Origin of the sequence: Bordetella ansorpii, assembly GCF_900078705.1 — a bacterium.
Classification (GTDB): Bacteria; Pseudomonadota; Gammaproteobacteria; order Burkholderiales; family Burkholderiaceae_B; genus Bordetella; species Bordetella ansorpii_A.
Window position 1 is genome coordinate 375,644 of record NZ_FKIF01000010.1, and the last position, 15,095, is coordinate 390,738.

20 protein-coding genes and 1 other RNA gene are annotated in these 15,095 nt (G+C 66.5%); 17 read left to right on the plus strand and 4 right to left on the minus strand.

From position 1 onward, the window contains the following. Position 1: 1 nt before the first annotated feature. From A6745_RS26110 to A6745_RS26180, 15 genes are all read left to right on the plus strand, one after another. Positions 2 to 322 carry a hypothetical protein gene (locus A6745_RS26110; protein ID WP_066134036.1) on the plus strand — a complete coding sequence of 107 codons (321 nt, stop codon included), beginning with the start codon at positions 2 to 4 and terminating at the stop codon, positions 320 to 322. Beyond that, on the plus strand, positions 316 to 516 hold the full coding sequence (locus A6745_RS26115) for a hypothetical protein (protein WP_066134038.1): 201 nt from the start codon (positions 316 to 318) through the stop codon (positions 514 to 516). The genes A6745_RS26110 and A6745_RS26115 overlap by 7 nt, the downstream gene beginning before the upstream one ends. Then, positions 509 to 790 (plus strand): hypothetical protein, encoded by a 282-nt coding sequence (locus A6745_RS26120; protein WP_066134041.1) that lies wholly within the window; start codon positions 509 to 511, stop codon positions 788 to 790. Before A6745_RS26115 ends, A6745_RS26120 begins: the two co-directional genes overlap by 8 nt. A 2-nt stretch (positions 791 to 792) precedes the next feature. Beyond that, a complete protein-coding gene (locus A6745_RS26125) occupies positions 793 to 1,158 on the plus strand; it encodes a hypothetical protein (RefSeq protein ID WP_066134044.1) in 366 nt (121 codons plus the stop codon). Between the two features lie 13 nt (positions 1,159 to 1,171). Continuing rightward, positions 1,172 to 1,792, plus strand: coding sequence for a DUF3164 family protein (locus A6745_RS26130; protein WP_066134047.1), 621 nt, complete (start codon positions 1,172 to 1,174; stop codon positions 1,790 to 1,792). Between the two features lie 2 nt (positions 1,793 to 1,794). Then, positions 1,795 to 2,037 carry a hypothetical protein gene (locus A6745_RS26135; protein WP_066134050.1) on the plus strand — a complete coding sequence of 81 codons (243 nt, stop codon included), beginning with the start codon at positions 1,795 to 1,797 and terminating at the stop codon, positions 2,035 to 2,037. Positions 2,038 to 2,047: 10 nt separating this feature from the next. Next, positions 2,048 to 2,275: a hypothetical protein gene (locus A6745_RS26140; protein WP_066134054.1), complete on the plus strand. Its 228-nt coding sequence runs from the start codon at positions 2,048 to 2,050 to the stop codon at positions 2,273 to 2,275. A 32-nt stretch (positions 2,276 to 2,307) separates the two neighbouring features. After that, the gene (locus tag A6745_RS26145; RefSeq protein ID WP_066134057.1) at positions 2,308 to 2,697 is read left to right on the plus strand and encodes a Mor transcription activator family protein; all 390 of its coding nucleotides are present in this window, start codon (positions 2,308 to 2,310) and stop codon (positions 2,695 to 2,697) included. A gap of 2 nt (positions 2,698 to 2,699) precedes the next feature. After that, positions 2,700 to 2,762: hammerhead ribozyme type II (locus A6745_RS26150), an RNA gene on the plus strand. 25 nt (positions 2,763 to 2,787) lie between these two features. Next, positions 2,788 to 3,228, plus strand: a complete 441-nt coding sequence (locus A6745_RS26155) for a hypothetical protein (RefSeq protein WP_066134060.1) — start codon at positions 2,788 to 2,790, stop codon at positions 3,226 to 3,228. Between the two features lie 7 nt (positions 3,229 to 3,235). Then, positions 3,236 to 3,610, plus strand: coding sequence for a hypothetical protein (locus A6745_RS26160; protein ID WP_066134066.1), 375 nt, complete (start codon positions 3,236 to 3,238; stop codon positions 3,608 to 3,610). Then, positions 3,597 to 4,289 carry a DUF7168 domain-containing protein gene (locus A6745_RS26165; protein WP_066134069.1) on the plus strand — a complete coding sequence of 231 codons (693 nt, stop codon included), beginning with the start codon at positions 3,597 to 3,599 and terminating at the stop codon, positions 4,287 to 4,289. Before A6745_RS26160 ends, A6745_RS26165 begins: the two co-directional genes overlap by 14 nt. Position 4,290: 1 nt before the next feature. After that, positions 4,291 to 4,926 (plus strand): gp16 family protein, encoded by a 636-nt coding sequence (locus A6745_RS26170; RefSeq protein ID WP_066134073.1) that lies wholly within the window; start codon positions 4,291 to 4,293, stop codon positions 4,924 to 4,926. After that, positions 4,907 to 5,137 carry a hypothetical protein gene (locus A6745_RS26175; RefSeq protein WP_066134078.1) on the plus strand — a complete coding sequence of 77 codons (231 nt, stop codon included), beginning with the start codon at positions 4,907 to 4,909 and terminating at the stop codon, positions 5,135 to 5,137. Before A6745_RS26170 ends, A6745_RS26175 begins: the two co-directional genes overlap by 20 nt. Continuing rightward, positions 5,127 to 5,690 carry a hypothetical protein gene (locus A6745_RS26180; protein WP_156513555.1) on the plus strand — a complete coding sequence of 188 codons (564 nt, stop codon included), beginning with the start codon at positions 5,127 to 5,129 and terminating at the stop codon, positions 5,688 to 5,690. The genes A6745_RS26175 and A6745_RS26180 overlap by 11 nt, the downstream gene beginning before the upstream one ends. 7 nt (positions 5,691 to 5,697) lie before the next feature. On the opposite strand, the gene A6745_RS26185 is transcribed toward A6745_RS26180, so the two are convergent. Then, positions 5,698 to 8,472, minus strand: coding sequence for a penicillin-binding protein 1A (locus tag A6745_RS26185; RefSeq protein ID WP_082853305.1), 2,775 nt, complete (start codon positions 8,470 to 8,472; stop codon positions 5,698 to 5,700). 702 nt (positions 8,473 to 9,174) lie between these two features. Beyond that, positions 9,175 to 11,088, minus strand: a complete 1,914-nt coding sequence (locus A6745_RS26190) for an alpha/beta hydrolase family protein (RefSeq protein ID WP_066134859.1) — start codon at positions 11,086 to 11,088, stop codon at positions 9,175 to 9,177. Positions 11,089 to 11,288: 200 nt separating this feature from the next. Here A6745_RS26190 and A6745_RS26195 point away from each other — a divergent pair, with 200 nt between their 5' ends. After that, positions 11,289 to 11,741, plus strand: a complete 453-nt coding sequence (locus A6745_RS26195; RefSeq protein ID WP_066134085.1) for a BPTD_2524 family lipoprotein — start codon at positions 11,289 to 11,291, stop codon at positions 11,739 to 11,741. Positions 11,742 to 11,820: 79 nt separating this feature from the next. On the opposite strand, the gene A6745_RS26200 is transcribed toward A6745_RS26195, so the two are convergent. After that, positions 11,821 to 12,231, minus strand: a complete 411-nt coding sequence (locus tag A6745_RS26200; RefSeq protein WP_066134088.1) for a PaaI family thioesterase — start codon at positions 12,229 to 12,231, stop codon at positions 11,821 to 11,823. A 196-nt stretch (positions 12,232 to 12,427) separates the two neighbouring features. Between A6745_RS26200 and dinB the strand changes: the two genes are divergently transcribed. Next, entirely contained in the window at positions 12,428 to 13,600 is a 1,173-nt protein-coding gene (gene dinB / locus A6745_RS26205) for a DNA polymerase IV (RefSeq protein ID WP_082853308.1), read from the plus strand. A gap of 8 nt (positions 13,601 to 13,608) precedes the next feature. Here dinB and A6745_RS26210 read toward each other — a convergent pair whose 3' ends face one another. Next, entirely contained in the window at positions 13,609 to 15,033 is a 1,425-nt protein-coding gene (locus A6745_RS26210; protein WP_066134089.1) for a diguanylate cyclase, read from the minus strand. Positions 15,034 to 15,095: the final 62 nt, after the last annotated feature.

Sequence of the window (15,095 nt, forward strand, 5' to 3'; positions counted from 1 at the left end):
CATGGAACTGATCACGCACGCCGATATCGCGGCAGTCGCCAGCGCATTCCACCAGCCGCGAGTTCTGACGCACGACCTGGTCGGCCGTCTGGCCGAGTCCAACGCCGCGGCGCGCGCGCTGCGCGCGCTCGGATTTCGTGTGACCCGCGAGGATCCGTTCCCGAACGATGGTGGGCATGCGATCCTCCTGGTCGATCTCAATGGCCTGCCGGCCGACAGGCTGCTGGCCGAGTGCGACGCGTCGACCATTCGGGCCGGAGGGCACATCACGGGCCTGTACCGCGGCATTCGCATCGTGGTCCAGGAGGATTTGCCATGCTGACCCGCACGGTACCCACGCCCACGACGCTCGGCCTGTTCACCTGCGGAATCTGCAACCGTCGTCAGCCGGACTACGACGTCATCATCTGCTCGCCGCCGATCATGATCCGCTGTCGCGCCTGCACGGCAGCAGCGCGGGGCGACCAGCACGCGCCCGCTCGTCAGTCCAATGCGGAGGCCGCTGACCATGCCTGACTTCGATATCTCCGTAGCGATGGTCAATCCGTCCGAGCTGGCCTCTGTCGACGAACTACGCCGAGCGCTGCATACGGCCAACGGTGCGCTGCTGCAGGCAACGCTCGCCTCGGCCGCACTCCAGCGCGCAGGCCTGGAGCTCAGCGACATGCTGGCCGAGATTCTGATAGCGCACATCCGCGGCGACGCGGACGGCGTGCGCCGACACATCGAGGCCGCGATCGAGCGCACCCGTTTCGCGCCGTCGGACGCTGACCGGCAGTCGGTGCACTGATCATGGCACGCACGCGCACACGTTTCGCGTTCACCGTCGCCCATGCTGGCATCAGCCTGCGCGTGCGGTTGCTGCCCGGCGTCGCGGATGTCGATCGGGAATATCGCGCCGGACGCCGCCGTCGCGATCGCCAGACCGTGCACGGCTATTTCCAGCCGAGCGCATCTGCAACGGCCCGGCACCAGGGCGTAATCGTGCTCGGCATGGACAGCAACCTCGACGAGATCGTCCCCCACGAAGTCGTCCACGCCGTCGTGCATTGCCTGCGCGGCGTGAGCGCAACGCACGACGAAGGCGCCGCCACTGCCGTCGGCGTGCTGTCGGCTCAGATTTTTTCCCGGGCGCGCGCGTGCGCTGCCCGTACCTGAAGGAGTGTTTTTCATGAGTACGACCACAACGACGCCGCCGGGCTACCGGATGGATGGTCAGGGCCGGCTGGTGCCTGAATCGACGATAAGCGCGCAGGACTTGCTGCGCGACGAACTGGTCAACAGCCTGACCACCGAGGCCATTGGCCACAACAACGCGCTGACGGCATTCAAAGAGCGCGCGTTCACCGAGATTGCCGCATTTTTGGATCTCGCTGCAGCCCAATATGGTGTCCAACTCGGCGGCCGTAAGGGCAACGTGACGCTGTACTCGTTCGATCAGCGCTTCAAGATCATCCGCGCAGTCCAGGATTCACTTGTGTTCGATGAGCGCCTGCAGGTCGCCAAGCAGCTGATCGACCAATGTCTGCAAGACTGGACCGATGGCGCGCGCCCCGAGCTGAAGGCCGTGATCGATCGCGCATTCGAGGTGGACAAAGCGGGCAACATCAATACCAATCGCGTGTTGGCTCTGCGCCGCATCCAGTCTGAGGATCCGCGCTGGACGCAAGCGATGCAGGCGATCAGCGACTCGACGATGGTGACGGGCAGCAAAACGTACCTGCGCGTGTATCAGCGCGTCGGCATGACCGATCGCTACGAGCAGATTCCGCTGGGCGTGGCGGAGGTGTAGCCATGGCGACGAAATTCTCACTCGACGACCCGCTCACCAACCTGGGCGACATCGAGGGCGTTCGCATAGGCGAAATCCTGGCGGCGATGGTCAGGAGCCGCGACGTTAACCGCCTGACGCTGGAATTCGGGATTGAGGGCGGCGCAAAGATCGCGATCGTCCTGATGGCCGACTCGACCGAGCGGGTTGATTCGCTCCTGCAGGCGTTCGAAGAACGCGTGCAGATCGGCCCTACCGACATCTAAGGAGAGCGACATGGCACAGACCCGCGCGCAGGCATTGGGCCTCAAGCCGAACATCCTGGCCAACCGTATCCGTCGCAGGCTCGCCCGCATGCAGGCAGAAGTACAGCGCCTGGCCGATCCGTGGGACGGCATCGACGGATCGGTGGAGGGAGCCGCCAACGAGCTGCAAGCAGCGATCGCGCGGTTCGGCGAGCACATAAGCGGCTCGGTCGAATACTTGAATGAGGTCGTGGAATAGCCGCGCGTCCGACAATCCACCAGGAGCCAGCAATGTCCAGCTACGACGACACGCCTACCGCCCGCCGCCGGCACAAGACGCTGCAGGAGATGGCCGAGATCATGGGTGTGTTCCTGATGAAGCGGGTCGGCCTCGACCCCGACCAGGCGGCCGAGGTCGGCGACGAGATGATCGACCTGCTGCACCAGCACTACGGCGGACAGAACCTCTATATCCCGAAGGACCGATCGTATGGGCGGCTCGACCACGATGCGTACATTTGGGCGCATTTTCGCCGCGGCAACGCCTCGGAGATCGCCGCGCACCTGGACGTGAGCTACGTCTACGTTTACCAGCGCTACCGCGCAATGCTGGCCGAGGCACGTCGGCGTGTGCAGCCGCAGCTGCCGGGCCTGGAGCTAGGGCAGACAGAGCAGGCGTGATCCCGCGAAACCGCCCGCGGGCGGTCTGCCTGGCGTGGTGGTCAGGCACTGATGAGCAGCCGTTTCCACCTACCCACACGCGAGAACACCATGACGACAACACAGGACATCATCGACCTGATACGTGCTCAGCCGGGCATACGGTCCGTCGAGATCGAGGAGCGCCTCGAGACCACTGCCATCTCCTCCAAGCTGGCGCACCGCATAGCTGCCGGTGACATTCGTGCAGAGCGCGTTCAGGCGCCCAATGGCCGATGGGTCAATGCGTACTACCCAGGCACCGGGTCGGCCGACGCCTCCCCCGCCGAGAACGATGGCGGACCGTCGTGGGGTGAGCACCGCAAGCGCCATCAGCAGCGCGCCGGCACGCTGGTGGCTGCGCTCTACACCAACGGCGACCTGGTCATCGAGCTGGGCAGGAAGTCGCTGCGTCTGACCGCTCAGGAGACTCGCGACCTCATCACCTACCTCGACCGTGTCAACGTGGATCAGATCATCCCGCCCGCCGTGCATCGGCACACCTCTGAATAGGCCAGCCATGACGCCCATCCAACGTATCCGCGCCGCACTGGAAGCGCACAAAGCCCCCGCCAGCCCCATCAGCAAGGCTGACTGCCTGTCCGAGATCGACCGGATCGTGGCCGATGTCGAGCGCATAGACGGCGTGGTCGCCGCGAACGACCAGGTCAAGATGGACGTCCTGCGCGCCAGCATCCTGAACATCGGGCGCCTGCTGCCGGATCGCATGAGTATCGAGTTCACCCGGCGGGACGGAGTCACCATGCTCAAACAGATCTTCCCCGAGGGCGATACGCAGTCCTACGCCTTCACCAGCCACACGCCGATCTATTCGGTCCCGATCGTCCCGGCACTTCGCACTCTCGCCGAAGAGGTTCAGCATGGACAAGGATGACATCTTCCGCAAGATCGAGAAGTGCCTGTCGCTGGCCAAGTCCAGCGAGCCGGCCGAGGCCGCTGCCGCCATGCGCCAAGCGCAGGCGCTGATGCGCGAGCACAGCGTCTCCGAGCTAGAAGTGACTGCGGCCAGCGTGCGCGAAAAGATCGTGATGGCGGGCGCACTCAAACCCAGCCGTTACGAGGCTGACCTGGCCAGCCTGGTGGCCAGCGCCTTCGGCTGCGAACTGATCCTCGTGGGCGCGGGCGCTCTTTCCGGCAGCAGAGCCATGTGGCTATTGGTCGGCTGCCCGCCTGGCGTCGACGTGGCGCAGTACACCCTGCATGTGCTCATGCGCCTGATGGCCCGTGCCCGCAGAGATCACATCAAGACCAAGCTCAAGCGGTGCCGGCAGAAAAGCAAAACTGTACGCGCCGATGCCTTTTGCTTGGGCTGGGTCGACGCAGTCTCGACCCTGATATCACACATGGAAGCGACGGCGCACCAGAAGACCGCGATCGAGGCGCACATGCAGCTGAAGCATCCCAATCTCGGCAACTTCACGCCGCGTAGCCGCGATGCCGGCGTGCGAGGCTGGGCAGATCGGGCTGCAGGCCGCCGCGCCGGCAATGACGTCCAGCTGCACCAGGGCGTTGGCGCCAGAGCCGCACCACTCATGCTGGGCTACGGTGAATAGCATGGTTGCCTCCGCCAAGCGTGCCGATGAGCGCCAGCGCCTGATCCGACTGGTGCACATCGCATCCCGCGACCTGCAACTGGACCGGGAAACCTATCGTGTCGCTCTGATGACGGCCACGGGCAAGGACTCGTGCTCGCGCATGAGCACCGAGGAACTGCAACGCGCCCTGGATCATTTCAAGCGAGTAGGCTTCAAGGTGCGCGCCAAGGCCACGCCGAGCCGACCCCTGGACCTGCAGGCGGAGAGCCGCAAGATCAGGGCGCTGTGGCTGCTGCTGCGCGAGCTGGGCGCGATCAAGAATCCGTCCGAGGAAGCGCTGGCGGCCTATGTAAAGCGGATCACTGGCGTCGATGCCCTGCAGTGGATCACTGGCCAGCAGGCCGAGCGGTTGATCGAAAGCATGAAGAAGTGGGCACTGCGTTATCTGCCCGCGCAGGTCGACCGCTGGGCGCCTGTGGCGCTGGATGCGGCGCTACCGGATGCGGATCGAGGTCGTCTGCAGGTTGCTCTCGCGAAGGCGCGCGCACGGCAGACCTTCGACCCGATGCTTTCGGCCTGGGAGCAAATCAAGCACATCACCGCCCAGGGTGATCGGCCGACACAAGGAAAGCAGCATGGCCAGGAAGACCACTGAAACCGAGCTGGGCACCGAGGCCCAATGTGCGCGCTGCCAGGAATTCTGGCCCGCTGACGGCGATTTTTTCTATACGAGCAACGGGAAGCTGCATTCGTGGTGCAAAGCCTGCTACGACGCGCGCCGGACAGCAAAACGAGCGGCCGCCCGCACGGCTGCATCGACCATCATCAGCCAGTCCCAATTCCAGGAGGTGTCCCTTGAAAACTGATCGATGGGTGCGTAAGGACGCACAGCGCTTCGCCACGGCGTTTCGCGATGGCTGGACTCCGTTCGATCCGGCTGACACGCGACGGTTGATCGAAGTGCTGGAAGCCGTCGCAGCTCCCGCTGCCTACCAGGCACCGCAGGAGCCTGGCGAGACGGAGACATCGCCCAACGACCTGCCCCCGGCCGTAGCCGCGGTGGTGATCGGCATCAATACCGTCATCCGTCGCCTGGAGCGCTGCGACACCGCTGGCGTGCTGGATGTCGCCAGGAAGGTGCGCGCTGCGTGCATGGCTGTCGGCGGTTTCGTTGCAGCCCAGGCCAGCGGGCAGCCTGCCGCGAGCGCGGCGCCGCGCCGCATCGGCCAGATCAGACTGGATGCACGCCAGCACCCCCGCGCAGTGCTGGAAACCGGCTACGATGAACAGGGGAATCAGTGGGTCGAGGGCACACCCATCTACGCAGCCCCCGTTGCCGCCCTGCAGGACAGCATGCCTCTCCTGCAGCCACGCGCGGAGCCGGATGCGCCAGCGAGCTCGGGTGCCTGGAATCTGTAAAGTCCTTTCAATTTTTTCCCGATAGATCCCGGCTCGTCCCACCGTATCCCGGATTTATCTCACTGGTTTCCCTGGATTTATCTCTCTCCCGTTCAGGTTGCGGCGAGAGCGCACCGACCGCGTCGATGGGGCGGGTGCGCATGGCGCCTTCGGGCAACGGGGCGGGCGCCGTGGCTGGTGTGGCCGACGCGGGCATCGCCGGCGCGGCGGACGCCGTGGCGTTCACCGGGAAGCGCATCTCGGGCGTGCCCAGGTCGGCGCTGGGCACCGGAATGGGCGGAATCGGCACGCGGTCGCCCGACGAGGAGGAAGGCTGGCCGGGTTGCGCCGGCGGCACCTGGTAGCCGGGCTGGTTCGGCACCTGGTATTGCGGCTGGCCGGGTTGCTGCTGCGGCTGCTGGCCCGGCTGCAGGACGCGGCTGGGCGAGTCGTCGCTGGGGCGGTAATTGTTCAGGAAGTCCTGCAACTGGTCGCCCGTGGAGAGGTCCACGGCGGCGACCGCCTGCCCCGGCGGGAACTCGGAGAAGTAGTAGTCGCCATCGGCCACGATCAGGCCCTGCGGGCGCGGCGCCTGCGGCGACTGCGGGATGCCCTTGAGGACCGGCTGCGAGTAGTCCAGCCAGGTGGACAGGGCCAGGCCGCTGCCGAACTCGTTGGTGCCCAGCGAGCGCGGCTGGTCGAAGCCCATCCACACGGTGGTGGCCAGCTTGGGCGTGTAGCCGGAGAACCAGACGTCGACCGCGCCATTGGTGGTGCCGGTCTTGCCGCCCACGTCGTTGCGGCCCAGCACCTTGTGTGCGCGCGCGCTGGTGCCCTGCACGGTGGCGCCGCGCAGGATGTCGTCCATGACCCAGGCGGTGCGCGGATCGATGGCGCGCACGGTCTCGTCGCCGGCCTGGGGCGGTTGCGCCTGCATCAGCACCTTGCCCGAGCGGTCTGTCACGTGGTCGATCAGGTAGGGGGTGACGCGGTAGCCGCCGTTGGCGAACACCGAGTAGGCGCTGGCGACCTGCAGCGGCGTGGCGCTGCCGGCGCCCAGCGCCATCGGCAGCACGGCGGGCCAGCGGTCTTTCTCGAAGCCGAAGCGCGTCAGGTATTCCTGGCCGTACTGCGGCGTGATGGCTTGCAGGATGCGGATCGACACCATGTTCTTCGACTTGTACAGGCCCTGGCGCAGCGTCAGCATGGGCTCGTAGCGGTCGCCGTCGTTCTTGGGGCTCCAGTCGCGCGAGCCGGTCTGCGCGGCGCTCAGGAAGAACGGCTGGTCGGAGATCTGCGTGCCGGGCGTCATGCCGCGCTCCAGCGCGGCGGCGTAGATGAACGGCTTGATGTTCGAGCCCGGCTGGCGCCAGGCCTGCACCACGCGGTTGAAGGAGCCGCGATAAAAGTCGAAACCGCCGATCATGGCGCGGATGGCGCCGTCCTGCGGGGCCAGGGACACCAGCGCGGCCTGCAGGGCAGGCATGTTGATGACTTCCCAGTTGTCGCCGTTCTTGCGCACGTAGACCACCGAGCCGCGCTTGATGCGCACCTCGGGCTTGGCGCGGTCGCCCAGCGCGCGGGCCACCACGGCCAGCGCCTTCTTGTCGTCGATGGTGATGATCTGGCGCGCGCTGCGCGCCACCTTGATCTCGGTGGGGCTGGCCGACAGCACCACTCCGGACAGCAAGTCGTCGCTGTCCGGCGTGTTTTCCTGGACGCCATCGAGCACTTCGTCGAAGGCGGCGCTGTCGTTCTCGATGCCGTCGGGCAGCTCGATCTGGTCTTCGGGGCCGGGATAGGCCGCGCGGCGCGTGTAGTCGAGCACGCCGTCGCGCACGGCCTGGTAGGCGGCCTGCTGGTCTTTCGAGTCGATCGTCGTGTAGACGTCGATGCCCTGCGTGTAGGCGTTCTCCTGGAACACGCCGTACATCAACTGGCGCACCATCTCGGCGGGGTATTCGCCGTGCACCGAGAAGCCGCGCGCCGGACCGCCTTCGGAGCCGCGCACCACCAGCGGCTGCGCCAGGGCTTCCTGCACCTGCTCTGGCGTGAGCTTGCCCAGCGCCTGCATGCGGGCCAGCACGTAGTGCTGGCGGGCGCGGGCGCGCTCGAGGTTGGTGATGGGGTTGGCGCGCGACGGCGCCTTCGGAATGCCGGCCAGCAGGGCGGCTTCGGCCGGCGTGATCTCGGACAGCGGCTTGCCGAAGTAGGTGCGCGACGCGGCCGCGAAGCCGTAGGCGCGATGCCCCAGGTAGATCTGGTTCATGTACAGCTCGAGGATCTGGTCCTTCGAGAGCTGCGATTCGATCTTGAAGGTGAGCAGCAGCTCGTAGAACTTGCGCGAATACGTCTTGTCGGACGACAGGTAGAAATTGCGCGCCACCTGCATGGTGATGGTGCTGGCGCCCTGCGATTTCCGCATGTTGACCAGGTTGGTCAGGCCCGCGCGGATGACGCCGGTCCAGTCGATGCCGCCGTGCTGGTAGAAGCGGTCGTCCTCGGCGGCGAGGATCGCGTCCTTCATCACCTGAGGGATCTCGTCGAAGCGCAGCACGTTGCGGTGTTCTTCGCCGAATTCGCCGATGAGGACTTTATCGGCGGTGTAGACCCGCAGGGGCACGCGCGGCCGGTAGTCGGTCATCGCGTGCAGTTCGGGCAGGTTGGGCCAGGTCAGCCCGATGGCCAGGCCGGCCAGCAGGACGCCGCACAGGCCCAGTCCGGCGACGGCGACACTGGCCTTGATGAGCAGGCCGCGCAGCCGAGTGCGCCGGGATTCTTTTGAGGTTTCGGAATTCTTCATTGCAGGCGATTTTAGGGGAGACTTCCCCTGGCCGGAGATAGACATCGTCACGGCGATAAGGTTTCCGTAACTAAATTTGGCTGGGTTGCGGGTCGATCGCAGATTTGAGGGGAGTTGGTGGCGAATCTGGTTCTTTAGGCGCGGGGTGCGTACCTGCGAAGTCTCGTCCTCGCACTTTCGTGCTCCGGGCGCGACTTCTCCGGCACGCACCCCGCTCCCAGTATCTTTATGCGTCGATCAAAACCGGTTCTGTTGCTGCGTTTACGCAGTTCCGCAGCCGAATGGGGCACGATCGGCAGGTAGCGCGGCAGTGTGCGCTTTGTTGTGATGTCATCGCGCAACGTGGGGCGGAGAGTGTCTCAATAATGGGAAATCGTGCCATTCCGGGCAGCGTAGAACATTCGTACAGTAGGGATCGGCTCAACGATGCGGCGGTCTGTAAGGCGTGACGATGTGTTCAGTATCCAGACAGTTTTAGCGGGAGCGTGTTGTCTTGCGACCGTGGCATGTCGTTGCCGTGAGCCAGGGGCATGACGGAGAACTTGCGCCCGCAGCGCGAGAGCGCGAGGACGTAAGTACGCAGTCGTGCCCCTGGCGCCAGAAGCACACTGAAAACGTCCCAGGCACCACCAACCCAGACGCAAAAAGCCGGGCATCCTTCACAGGACAACCCGGCCGATGAGATAAGCAGGAAGCCTGAAATCAGGGCTTCAAATGCTCGCTGAAGAACTTCTCCATGGCGGCATAGAACTCGAACTTGTTCTCGTCGTTGTGAAAGCCGTGGCCTTCGTTTTCCTTCACCATGTACTCGACCTCGACCCCCCGTTTCCGCAAGGCTTCCACCACCTGGTCGCTTTCCGCCTTGTTCACGCGCGGATCCTTGGCGCCCTGGGCGATGAACAGCGGCGTGGTGATGCGGTCCACGTGCAGGGCCGGCGAGGTCGCGGCCAGGCGGTCGCGGTCGCGTTCCGGGTCGCCCACCATGTCATGCATCTTGTCCAGCAGGGGCTTCCAGTAGGGCGGGATCGTGTTCATGAAGGTGAACAGGTTCGACACGCCGACATAATCCACGGCCGCCGCGTACAGGTCCGGCGTGAACGTGACGCCGGCCAGCGTGGCGTAGCCGCCGTAGCTGCCGCCGTAGATGCCCACGCGCTTGGGATCGGCGATGCCCTGGTCGATCAGCCACTTCACGCCGTCGGTGATGTCGTCCTGCATCTTCAGGCCCCACTGGCCGAAGCCGGCTTCCCAGAACTTGCGTCCGTAGCCGGTGGAACCGCGGAAGTTCATCTGCAGTACGCAGAAGCCGCGGTTGGCCAGGAACTGGGCCTCGGCGTTGTAGCCCCAGCCGTCGCGCGCCCACGGGCCGCCGTGCGGGTTGACGATGCACGCCAGGTTGCGCGGATCGCGGCCCACGGGCAGCGTCAGGTAGCCGTGGATGGTCAGGCCGTCGCGGCTGGTGTAGCTGATGGGCTTGACTTGCGCCATGTCCTTTTCGGGCAGGGCCGGGTTGATGTCGGCCAGCTTGTGCAGCGTGTCGGCGCGCTGGCTGTACAGGTAGCGGGAGCCGGGGGTGCGGTCGTTGTAGGCGGCCACGATGAAGGTGTCTTCCTCGCGGTTCCAGCCCTGGATCGCCAGGTCGTAGCCCGGCAGCAGCTTGCCCAGGCGGGCGTACAGGTCTTCGGTCTGCTTGTCGAAGAAGTGATAGCGCGGCTTGTCGGTCTGGTAGGCCGCCATCGTCAGCACACGGCGCTTGCGCGAGTAGCCGGCGGCGTCCAGGTCGACCTGCTCGGGCTCGTAGACCAGGTCTTCCTGCTCGGGCTTGGCCGGGTCCAGCACCGCCAGCGCCAGGCGGTCGCGGCCGCGGTTGCTCAGCACGTACAGCTTGCTGTTGTCGAAGGTGAACAGGGCGGGGCTGACGCTGGTGCGGTAGTCGGTGGTGACCAGCGGACGGAATTCGGATTTCTCGTCGTCGCGGTACAGCAGCGTGGTGTTCAGGCCGTCGCTGGTGACGGCGGCGCGCACGCGGCCGGCGTGGTCGGTCTGCCAGCCGACGACGTTGCCGGGGTTCTGGGCGACGAGATCGGCTTTGCCCGTGCGCACGTCGACGCGATAGACGTCGAAGACCTCGGGGTCGCGGTGGTTGTGGCTGATCAGGACGTGGCCGGGGTCGTCGGGCAGGTCGTCCTCGATGTGGGCGCGGGCCCCTTCGAACGGCGTCAGGTCGGTGATGGCGCCGGTCTTGGCGTTGACGGCCAGCACGTGGAAGTTCTCGTCGCCGCCGAAGTCTTTCTGGAACAGCACGATGTCCGAGCCTTTCCAGAAGAAGTTGCTGATGTCGCGTTCGGTCTCGGCGGTCAGGCGGCGCGGTTCGCCGGTGGGCCTGCCGTCGCGCAGTTCCTGCACGTGGATGTTCATGCGGGCCGGGTGGCCTTCGATGGCCACGGGCTGCATGAAGCCCAGCGTGGCGCCGTCGTCGGCAAGGCGGAAGAAACCGCGCTCGGGATTGCGGAAGAAGTCTTGCAGGGGATAGAGGCGCGGCGGCTGGGCGGCGGCGCCGGCGGAAGCGGCGGTCAGGCTGGCAGCCAGCAGGGTGCGCAGCAGCGTGAGTTTCAGCAAGGGGAATCTCCGTGGGTCGCGGACGGCGCGAAGGCGGGTCTTGCGCCACCTCGTGCGTGGGCTCGCGGGCGCCGCGCCGTCCTGGGAATCGCGTCCGATCATGCCACAGCGCGCGTGGCGGTGTCGAACCGGCGAAGGGACCAAACCGCAGCGGGGCGGTTTGCGGGATAATCGCGGCCATGACTGTTGGAGGAATCATGGCTGGAAAATGGATCGCGGCAAGCATGGCCGCCTTGACCCTGGCGGGCTGCTCGGTGGGCATGGGGCCGGGCGGCGGCGCATTGTCCGGCTCGTTCGATGCGAACGTCAGCCTGCGGCAGGCGGTGCAGTCCGCGCGCCAGCAGGCCGAAATGTGCCTGGTGGGTGACGGCGGCTATGCGGTTGCCAGCAACCTGGACGAGGCGGGCCGGCGCGGCGACGTGCGGGTCACGGCCAAGCTGACGTCCGGCGACGTGGCTTCCGTGGCGCTGACCGCCATCGACGGCGGACGCACGCGCGCCACGGTCAACATGTGGGGCCGCGGCATCTGGGACGAGACCGCGATGCGCGCCATGCACGATGCCATCCTGTTCGGCACGCCCTCGTGCACCAGCTACATGCCGCGCGACAAGGGCAGCGATCCCAACGCGTGGTTCATGCAGAAGAAGTGATCCGGCGGGGAGGACGTCCGCTGACGCACGGGCTCTTTGGCATTCTCTCATCGCGTTGACGCTCGCGCGGCGCCCGCCTTCAGTCGCCGCCCGGCCGCTTGCGGATGACCTTGAACGTGGCGGTGGCGCGCACCACCAGTTCGCCCTGGGCGTCGTGGGCTTCGCCTTCGCAGAAGGCGATGGACTTGCCGCGGCGCAGGCAGCGCGCGGTGAAGGTCAGGTCGCCGCGGCCCGGCGACAGGAAACTGGTGGTCATGTCGATGGTGGCCATGCCCACCGAGCGGTCGGCGCCGCGCGCGGCGGCGCTGAGCGTGAAGTCGAGCACGCTCATCAGCGTGCCGCCGTGGATGTCGCCGCGGCTGTTGGTCAGTTCGGCGCGCCACGGCAGGAAGGTGCGCGAGCCGGTTTCGTCGGCATGCTGCGGCACCAGGCCCAGCAGGTCCATCAGGGGTATGGTCAGGCCGAAGTAATCGGTGGGGGTCGAGGACATCGCGAAAGACCCGCTCGGGGCGGGCGCAGGATTGGCTAAGCGCGCCATAATATGGGGTTTTGGCTTTCCGCGTGCTTCGTTTTTCCCGCATGGTCCCTTCCGTGGTCGTTTATTCCGGCTTTGCGCCTGATCTGGCTCGCGGCGCCTGTCCCGGCGTTGCCCGCGGGCCTGTCCACGGCATGGGGCGGGGCGCGCGATGACCGGCCCCGCGCGCGAACCCGGTGATCCGGCGCCGTCATCGGCCGAGGCATCCGCGGCCGCGCCGGATCGCGGATTCGATGCCGACGAAGCGCGCGCCGATGCCCGCCTGGCGCGCAAGATCGTGCATGTGGACATGGACGCGTTCTACGCCTCGGTCGAGCAGCGCGATCGCCCCGAGCTGAAGGGCCTGCCGGTGGTGGTGGCCTGGACCGGACCGCGCTCGGTGGTGTGCGCGGCGTCGTACGAGGCGCGCCGTTTCGGCGTGCACTCGGCGATGTCCGCCGTGCGTGCCGAGCGTCTGTGCCCCGATGCCGTCTTCGTGCCGCCCGATTTCAACCGCTATCGCGCGGTGTCGCGCCAGGTGCGCGAGATTTTTTCCCGGCACACCGACCTGATCGAGCCGCTGTCGCTGGACGAGGCCTACCTGGACGTGACGCGGAACAAGCGCGGCCTGTCCACGGCCACCGAGGTGGCCCGGGCCATCCGCGACGAGATCCGCGCGGAAACCGGCCTGACCGCCTCGGCGGGCATCGCGCCCAGCAAGTTCCTGGCCAAGATTGCCTCCGACTGGAACAAGCCGGACGGCCAGTTCGTGATCCGTCCGCACCGCGTGCTGGAATTCCTGCGTGAGCTGCCCGTGCGCAAGATTCCCGGCGTGGGCAAGGTGACACAAGCGAAGATGGAAACCCTGGGCATCCGCACGGTGGGCGACCTGCGGCAACGCCCGGTCACCGAGCTGGAGCTGCATTTCGGCCGCTACGGTTATCGCCTGCACGAGCTGTCCAATGGCATCGACGAGCGCGAGGTCGAGCCCGACCAGGTGGCGCAGCAGGTGTCCGCCGAGACCACCTTCAGCACCGATCTGCTGCTGCACGAGCTGGGCGACACGCTCGACCGCCTGGCCGCCAAGGTCTGGGAGCAGGGCAAGAAAAAGGGCATGCTGGGTCGCACGACGGTGCTGAAGCTGAAGACGGACCGCTTCCGCATCCTGACGCGCAGCCTGACGCAATTGCAGCCGCCCCAGTCCGCGGCGCAACTGGCCTCGGTGGCGCGCGCGTTGTGCGACAAAGTGACGTTGCCCGCCGAGACGCGTTATCGCCTGGCGGGCGTGGGAATGAGCAACTTCGCGGATCCGCGGGAAGAGAACCGGCAGGCGGATCTGTTCTAGCCGGCCTGTCAGGCGTCGGCGATATCCATCTGCGTGCTGGCCACCCGGTTGCGTCCACCCGATTTGGCCTGGTAGAGCGCCTGGTCCGCGCCCTTCAGCAATCGCTGGTAGTCGGGATGGCCGTCGTGGGTGGCCACGCCGATGCTGACCGTGACCTGCAGCGTCTGCCCGCCCGGCAATTGCAACCGTTCGGCGGCCATGCGCTTGCACAGGGTCTCGGCGATGGCCCAGGCGCGCTCGTGCTCGACGTCGACCAGCACGACCAGGAATTCCTCGCCGCCCAGGCGGAAGATGTAGTCGCCGCTGCGCAGGGCGTGCACCAGATTCTGCGCGACCTCCTGCAGCACCGCGTCGCCCGCATCGTGGCCGTGGTTGTCGTTGATCCGCTTGAAGAAATCGATGTCGATCGCCAGCACCGACAGCGCGGCGTCATTGCGGCGCGCGAAGTCGATTTCGCGCGTCATGATCACCTGTAGATACTTTCGGTTCAACAGGCGGGTCAGCGTGTCGCGGCCGGACTCCAGGTGGCCGGCCTGCTGGAACAACTGGTCGACCAGGAAGCCGATGGACTTGGCCTTCTGGCGGATGGCGCCCATCAGTTCGGCCAGGCGCGGGCCCGTCGGCGGCTGGGCCGGTTCGGCTGAACCGGACAGCAACTGGTCGATCTCGGCGACCTGCGCGGCGATGATGGGCAGGTCGGGCGCGCCTTCGAAAGCGTGCGAGGCCTTGTGCGCGAACCACAGCCCGAATTCGGATTTGCCCAGCAGGGGCAGCGCGGCGGCGTTGCCCGTGGACGCGGGCGCACCGGCCGCGGCGCTGATGCGCGTGCTGATCTCGAAGATCAGCTGGTTTTCCCAATCCAGCAGCGCGGCGCGCTGTCGTTCTTTCTCGGCGCCGATGTCGTGCGCCATGGCGAACATGCGGTAGGACTCTTCCGCGCGCGCGTTGCGCTCGTGCGAGACCGCATAGGAGTGGCACATGATCTCGATGGCCAGCCCGGTGGTCTGGGCGACGTAGGTCGCGCCCGCCATCGGGGTGTCGCAGCCATCGGCCGCCAGCAGGTCGTAGATCTCCTGGTCGAGCCGCCGCACGCCGCGCATGACGACATAGGCGGGAATGCCGATGCGCGCATGGACTTCGCCCACCGTGCGCTGGCGGTTGACCGCGGATTCGAAATCGCCGCTGACGCCCACCTCGAAGACCTCTTGCAGCCATTGCTGCATGGCCTGGTTCAGGCGGGTCTTGACCAGCTCATCCGACAGGAAGAAGGAGGCGGTGGGGTCGGGCAGCATGCGCGCGTAGAACGCGGTGGCCAGGGCCTGGCGCTGCGCGTTTACGACGGCCTGGACGTGCTGGCGCAGATCCAGCGGGTAGCGCTCGCAAAGCGCGCGCCATTCGCGGGCGATCTGCTCGGGGGAGATATTTCTGGGCATGGGAAGGGCGGCCGGGCGGCACGCCATGGGCCCGGATTCGGCCCTGGCATGCCGCCCGGCGC

Bases quoted from the DNA above. Each gene is read 5' to 3' on its own strand.
- A6745_RS26185 (WP_082853305.1), bottom strand. From the start codon at position 8,472: ATGAAGAATTCCGAAACCTCAAAAGAATCCCGGCGCACTCGGCTGCGC.
- A6745_RS26145 (WP_066134057.1), top strand. From the start codon at position 2,308: ATGTCCAGCTACGACGACACGCCTACCGCCCGCCGCCGGCACAAGACG.
- A6745_RS26210 (WP_066134089.1), bottom strand. From the start codon at position 15,033: ATGCCCAGAAATATCTCCCCCGAGCAGATCGCCCGCGAATGGCGCGCG.
- A6745_RS26165 (WP_066134069.1), top strand. From the start codon at position 3,597: ATGGACAAGGATGACATCTTCCGCAAGATCGAGAAGTGCCTGTCGCTG.
- A6745_RS26115 (WP_066134038.1), top strand. From the start codon at position 316: ATGCTGACCCGCACGGTACCCACGCCCACGACGCTCGGCCTGTTCACC.
- A6745_RS26120 (WP_066134041.1), top strand. From the start codon at position 509: ATGCCTGACTTCGATATCTCCGTAGCGATGGTCAATCCGTCCGAGCTG.
- A6745_RS26155 (WP_066134060.1), top strand. From the start codon at position 2,788: ATGACGACAACACAGGACATCATCGACCTGATACGTGCTCAGCCGGGC.
- A6745_RS26200 (WP_066134088.1), bottom strand. From the start codon at position 12,231: ATGTCCTCGACCCCCACCGATTACTTCGGCCTGACCATACCCCTGATG.
- A6745_RS26110 (WP_066134036.1), top strand. From the start codon at position 2: ATGGAACTGATCACGCACGCCGATATCGCGGCAGTCGCCAGCGCATTC.
- A6745_RS26175 (WP_066134078.1), top strand. From the start codon at position 4,907: ATGGCCAGGAAGACCACTGAAACCGAGCTGGGCACCGAGGCCCAATGT.
- A6745_RS26135 (WP_066134050.1), top strand. From the start codon at position 1,795: ATGGCGACGAAATTCTCACTCGACGACCCGCTCACCAACCTGGGCGAC.
- dinB (WP_082853308.1), top strand. From the start codon at position 12,428: ATGACCGGCCCCGCGCGCGAACCCGGTGATCCGGCGCCGTCATCGGCC.
- A6745_RS26170 (WP_066134073.1), top strand. From the start codon at position 4,291: ATGGTTGCCTCCGCCAAGCGTGCCGATGAGCGCCAGCGCCTGATCCGA.
- A6745_RS26125 (WP_066134044.1), top strand. From the start codon at position 793: ATGGCACGCACGCGCACACGTTTCGCGTTCACCGTCGCCCATGCTGGC.
- A6745_RS26195 (WP_066134085.1), top strand. From the start codon at position 11,289: ATGGCTGGAAAATGGATCGCGGCAAGCATGGCCGCCTTGACCCTGGCG.
- A6745_RS26130 (WP_066134047.1), top strand. From the start codon at position 1,172: ATGAGTACGACCACAACGACGCCGCCGGGCTACCGGATGGATGGTCAG.
- A6745_RS26140 (WP_066134054.1), top strand. From the start codon at position 2,048: ATGGCACAGACCCGCGCGCAGGCATTGGGCCTCAAGCCGAACATCCTG.
- A6745_RS26160 (WP_066134066.1), top strand. From the start codon at position 3,236: ATGACGCCCATCCAACGTATCCGCGCCGCACTGGAAGCGCACAAAGCC.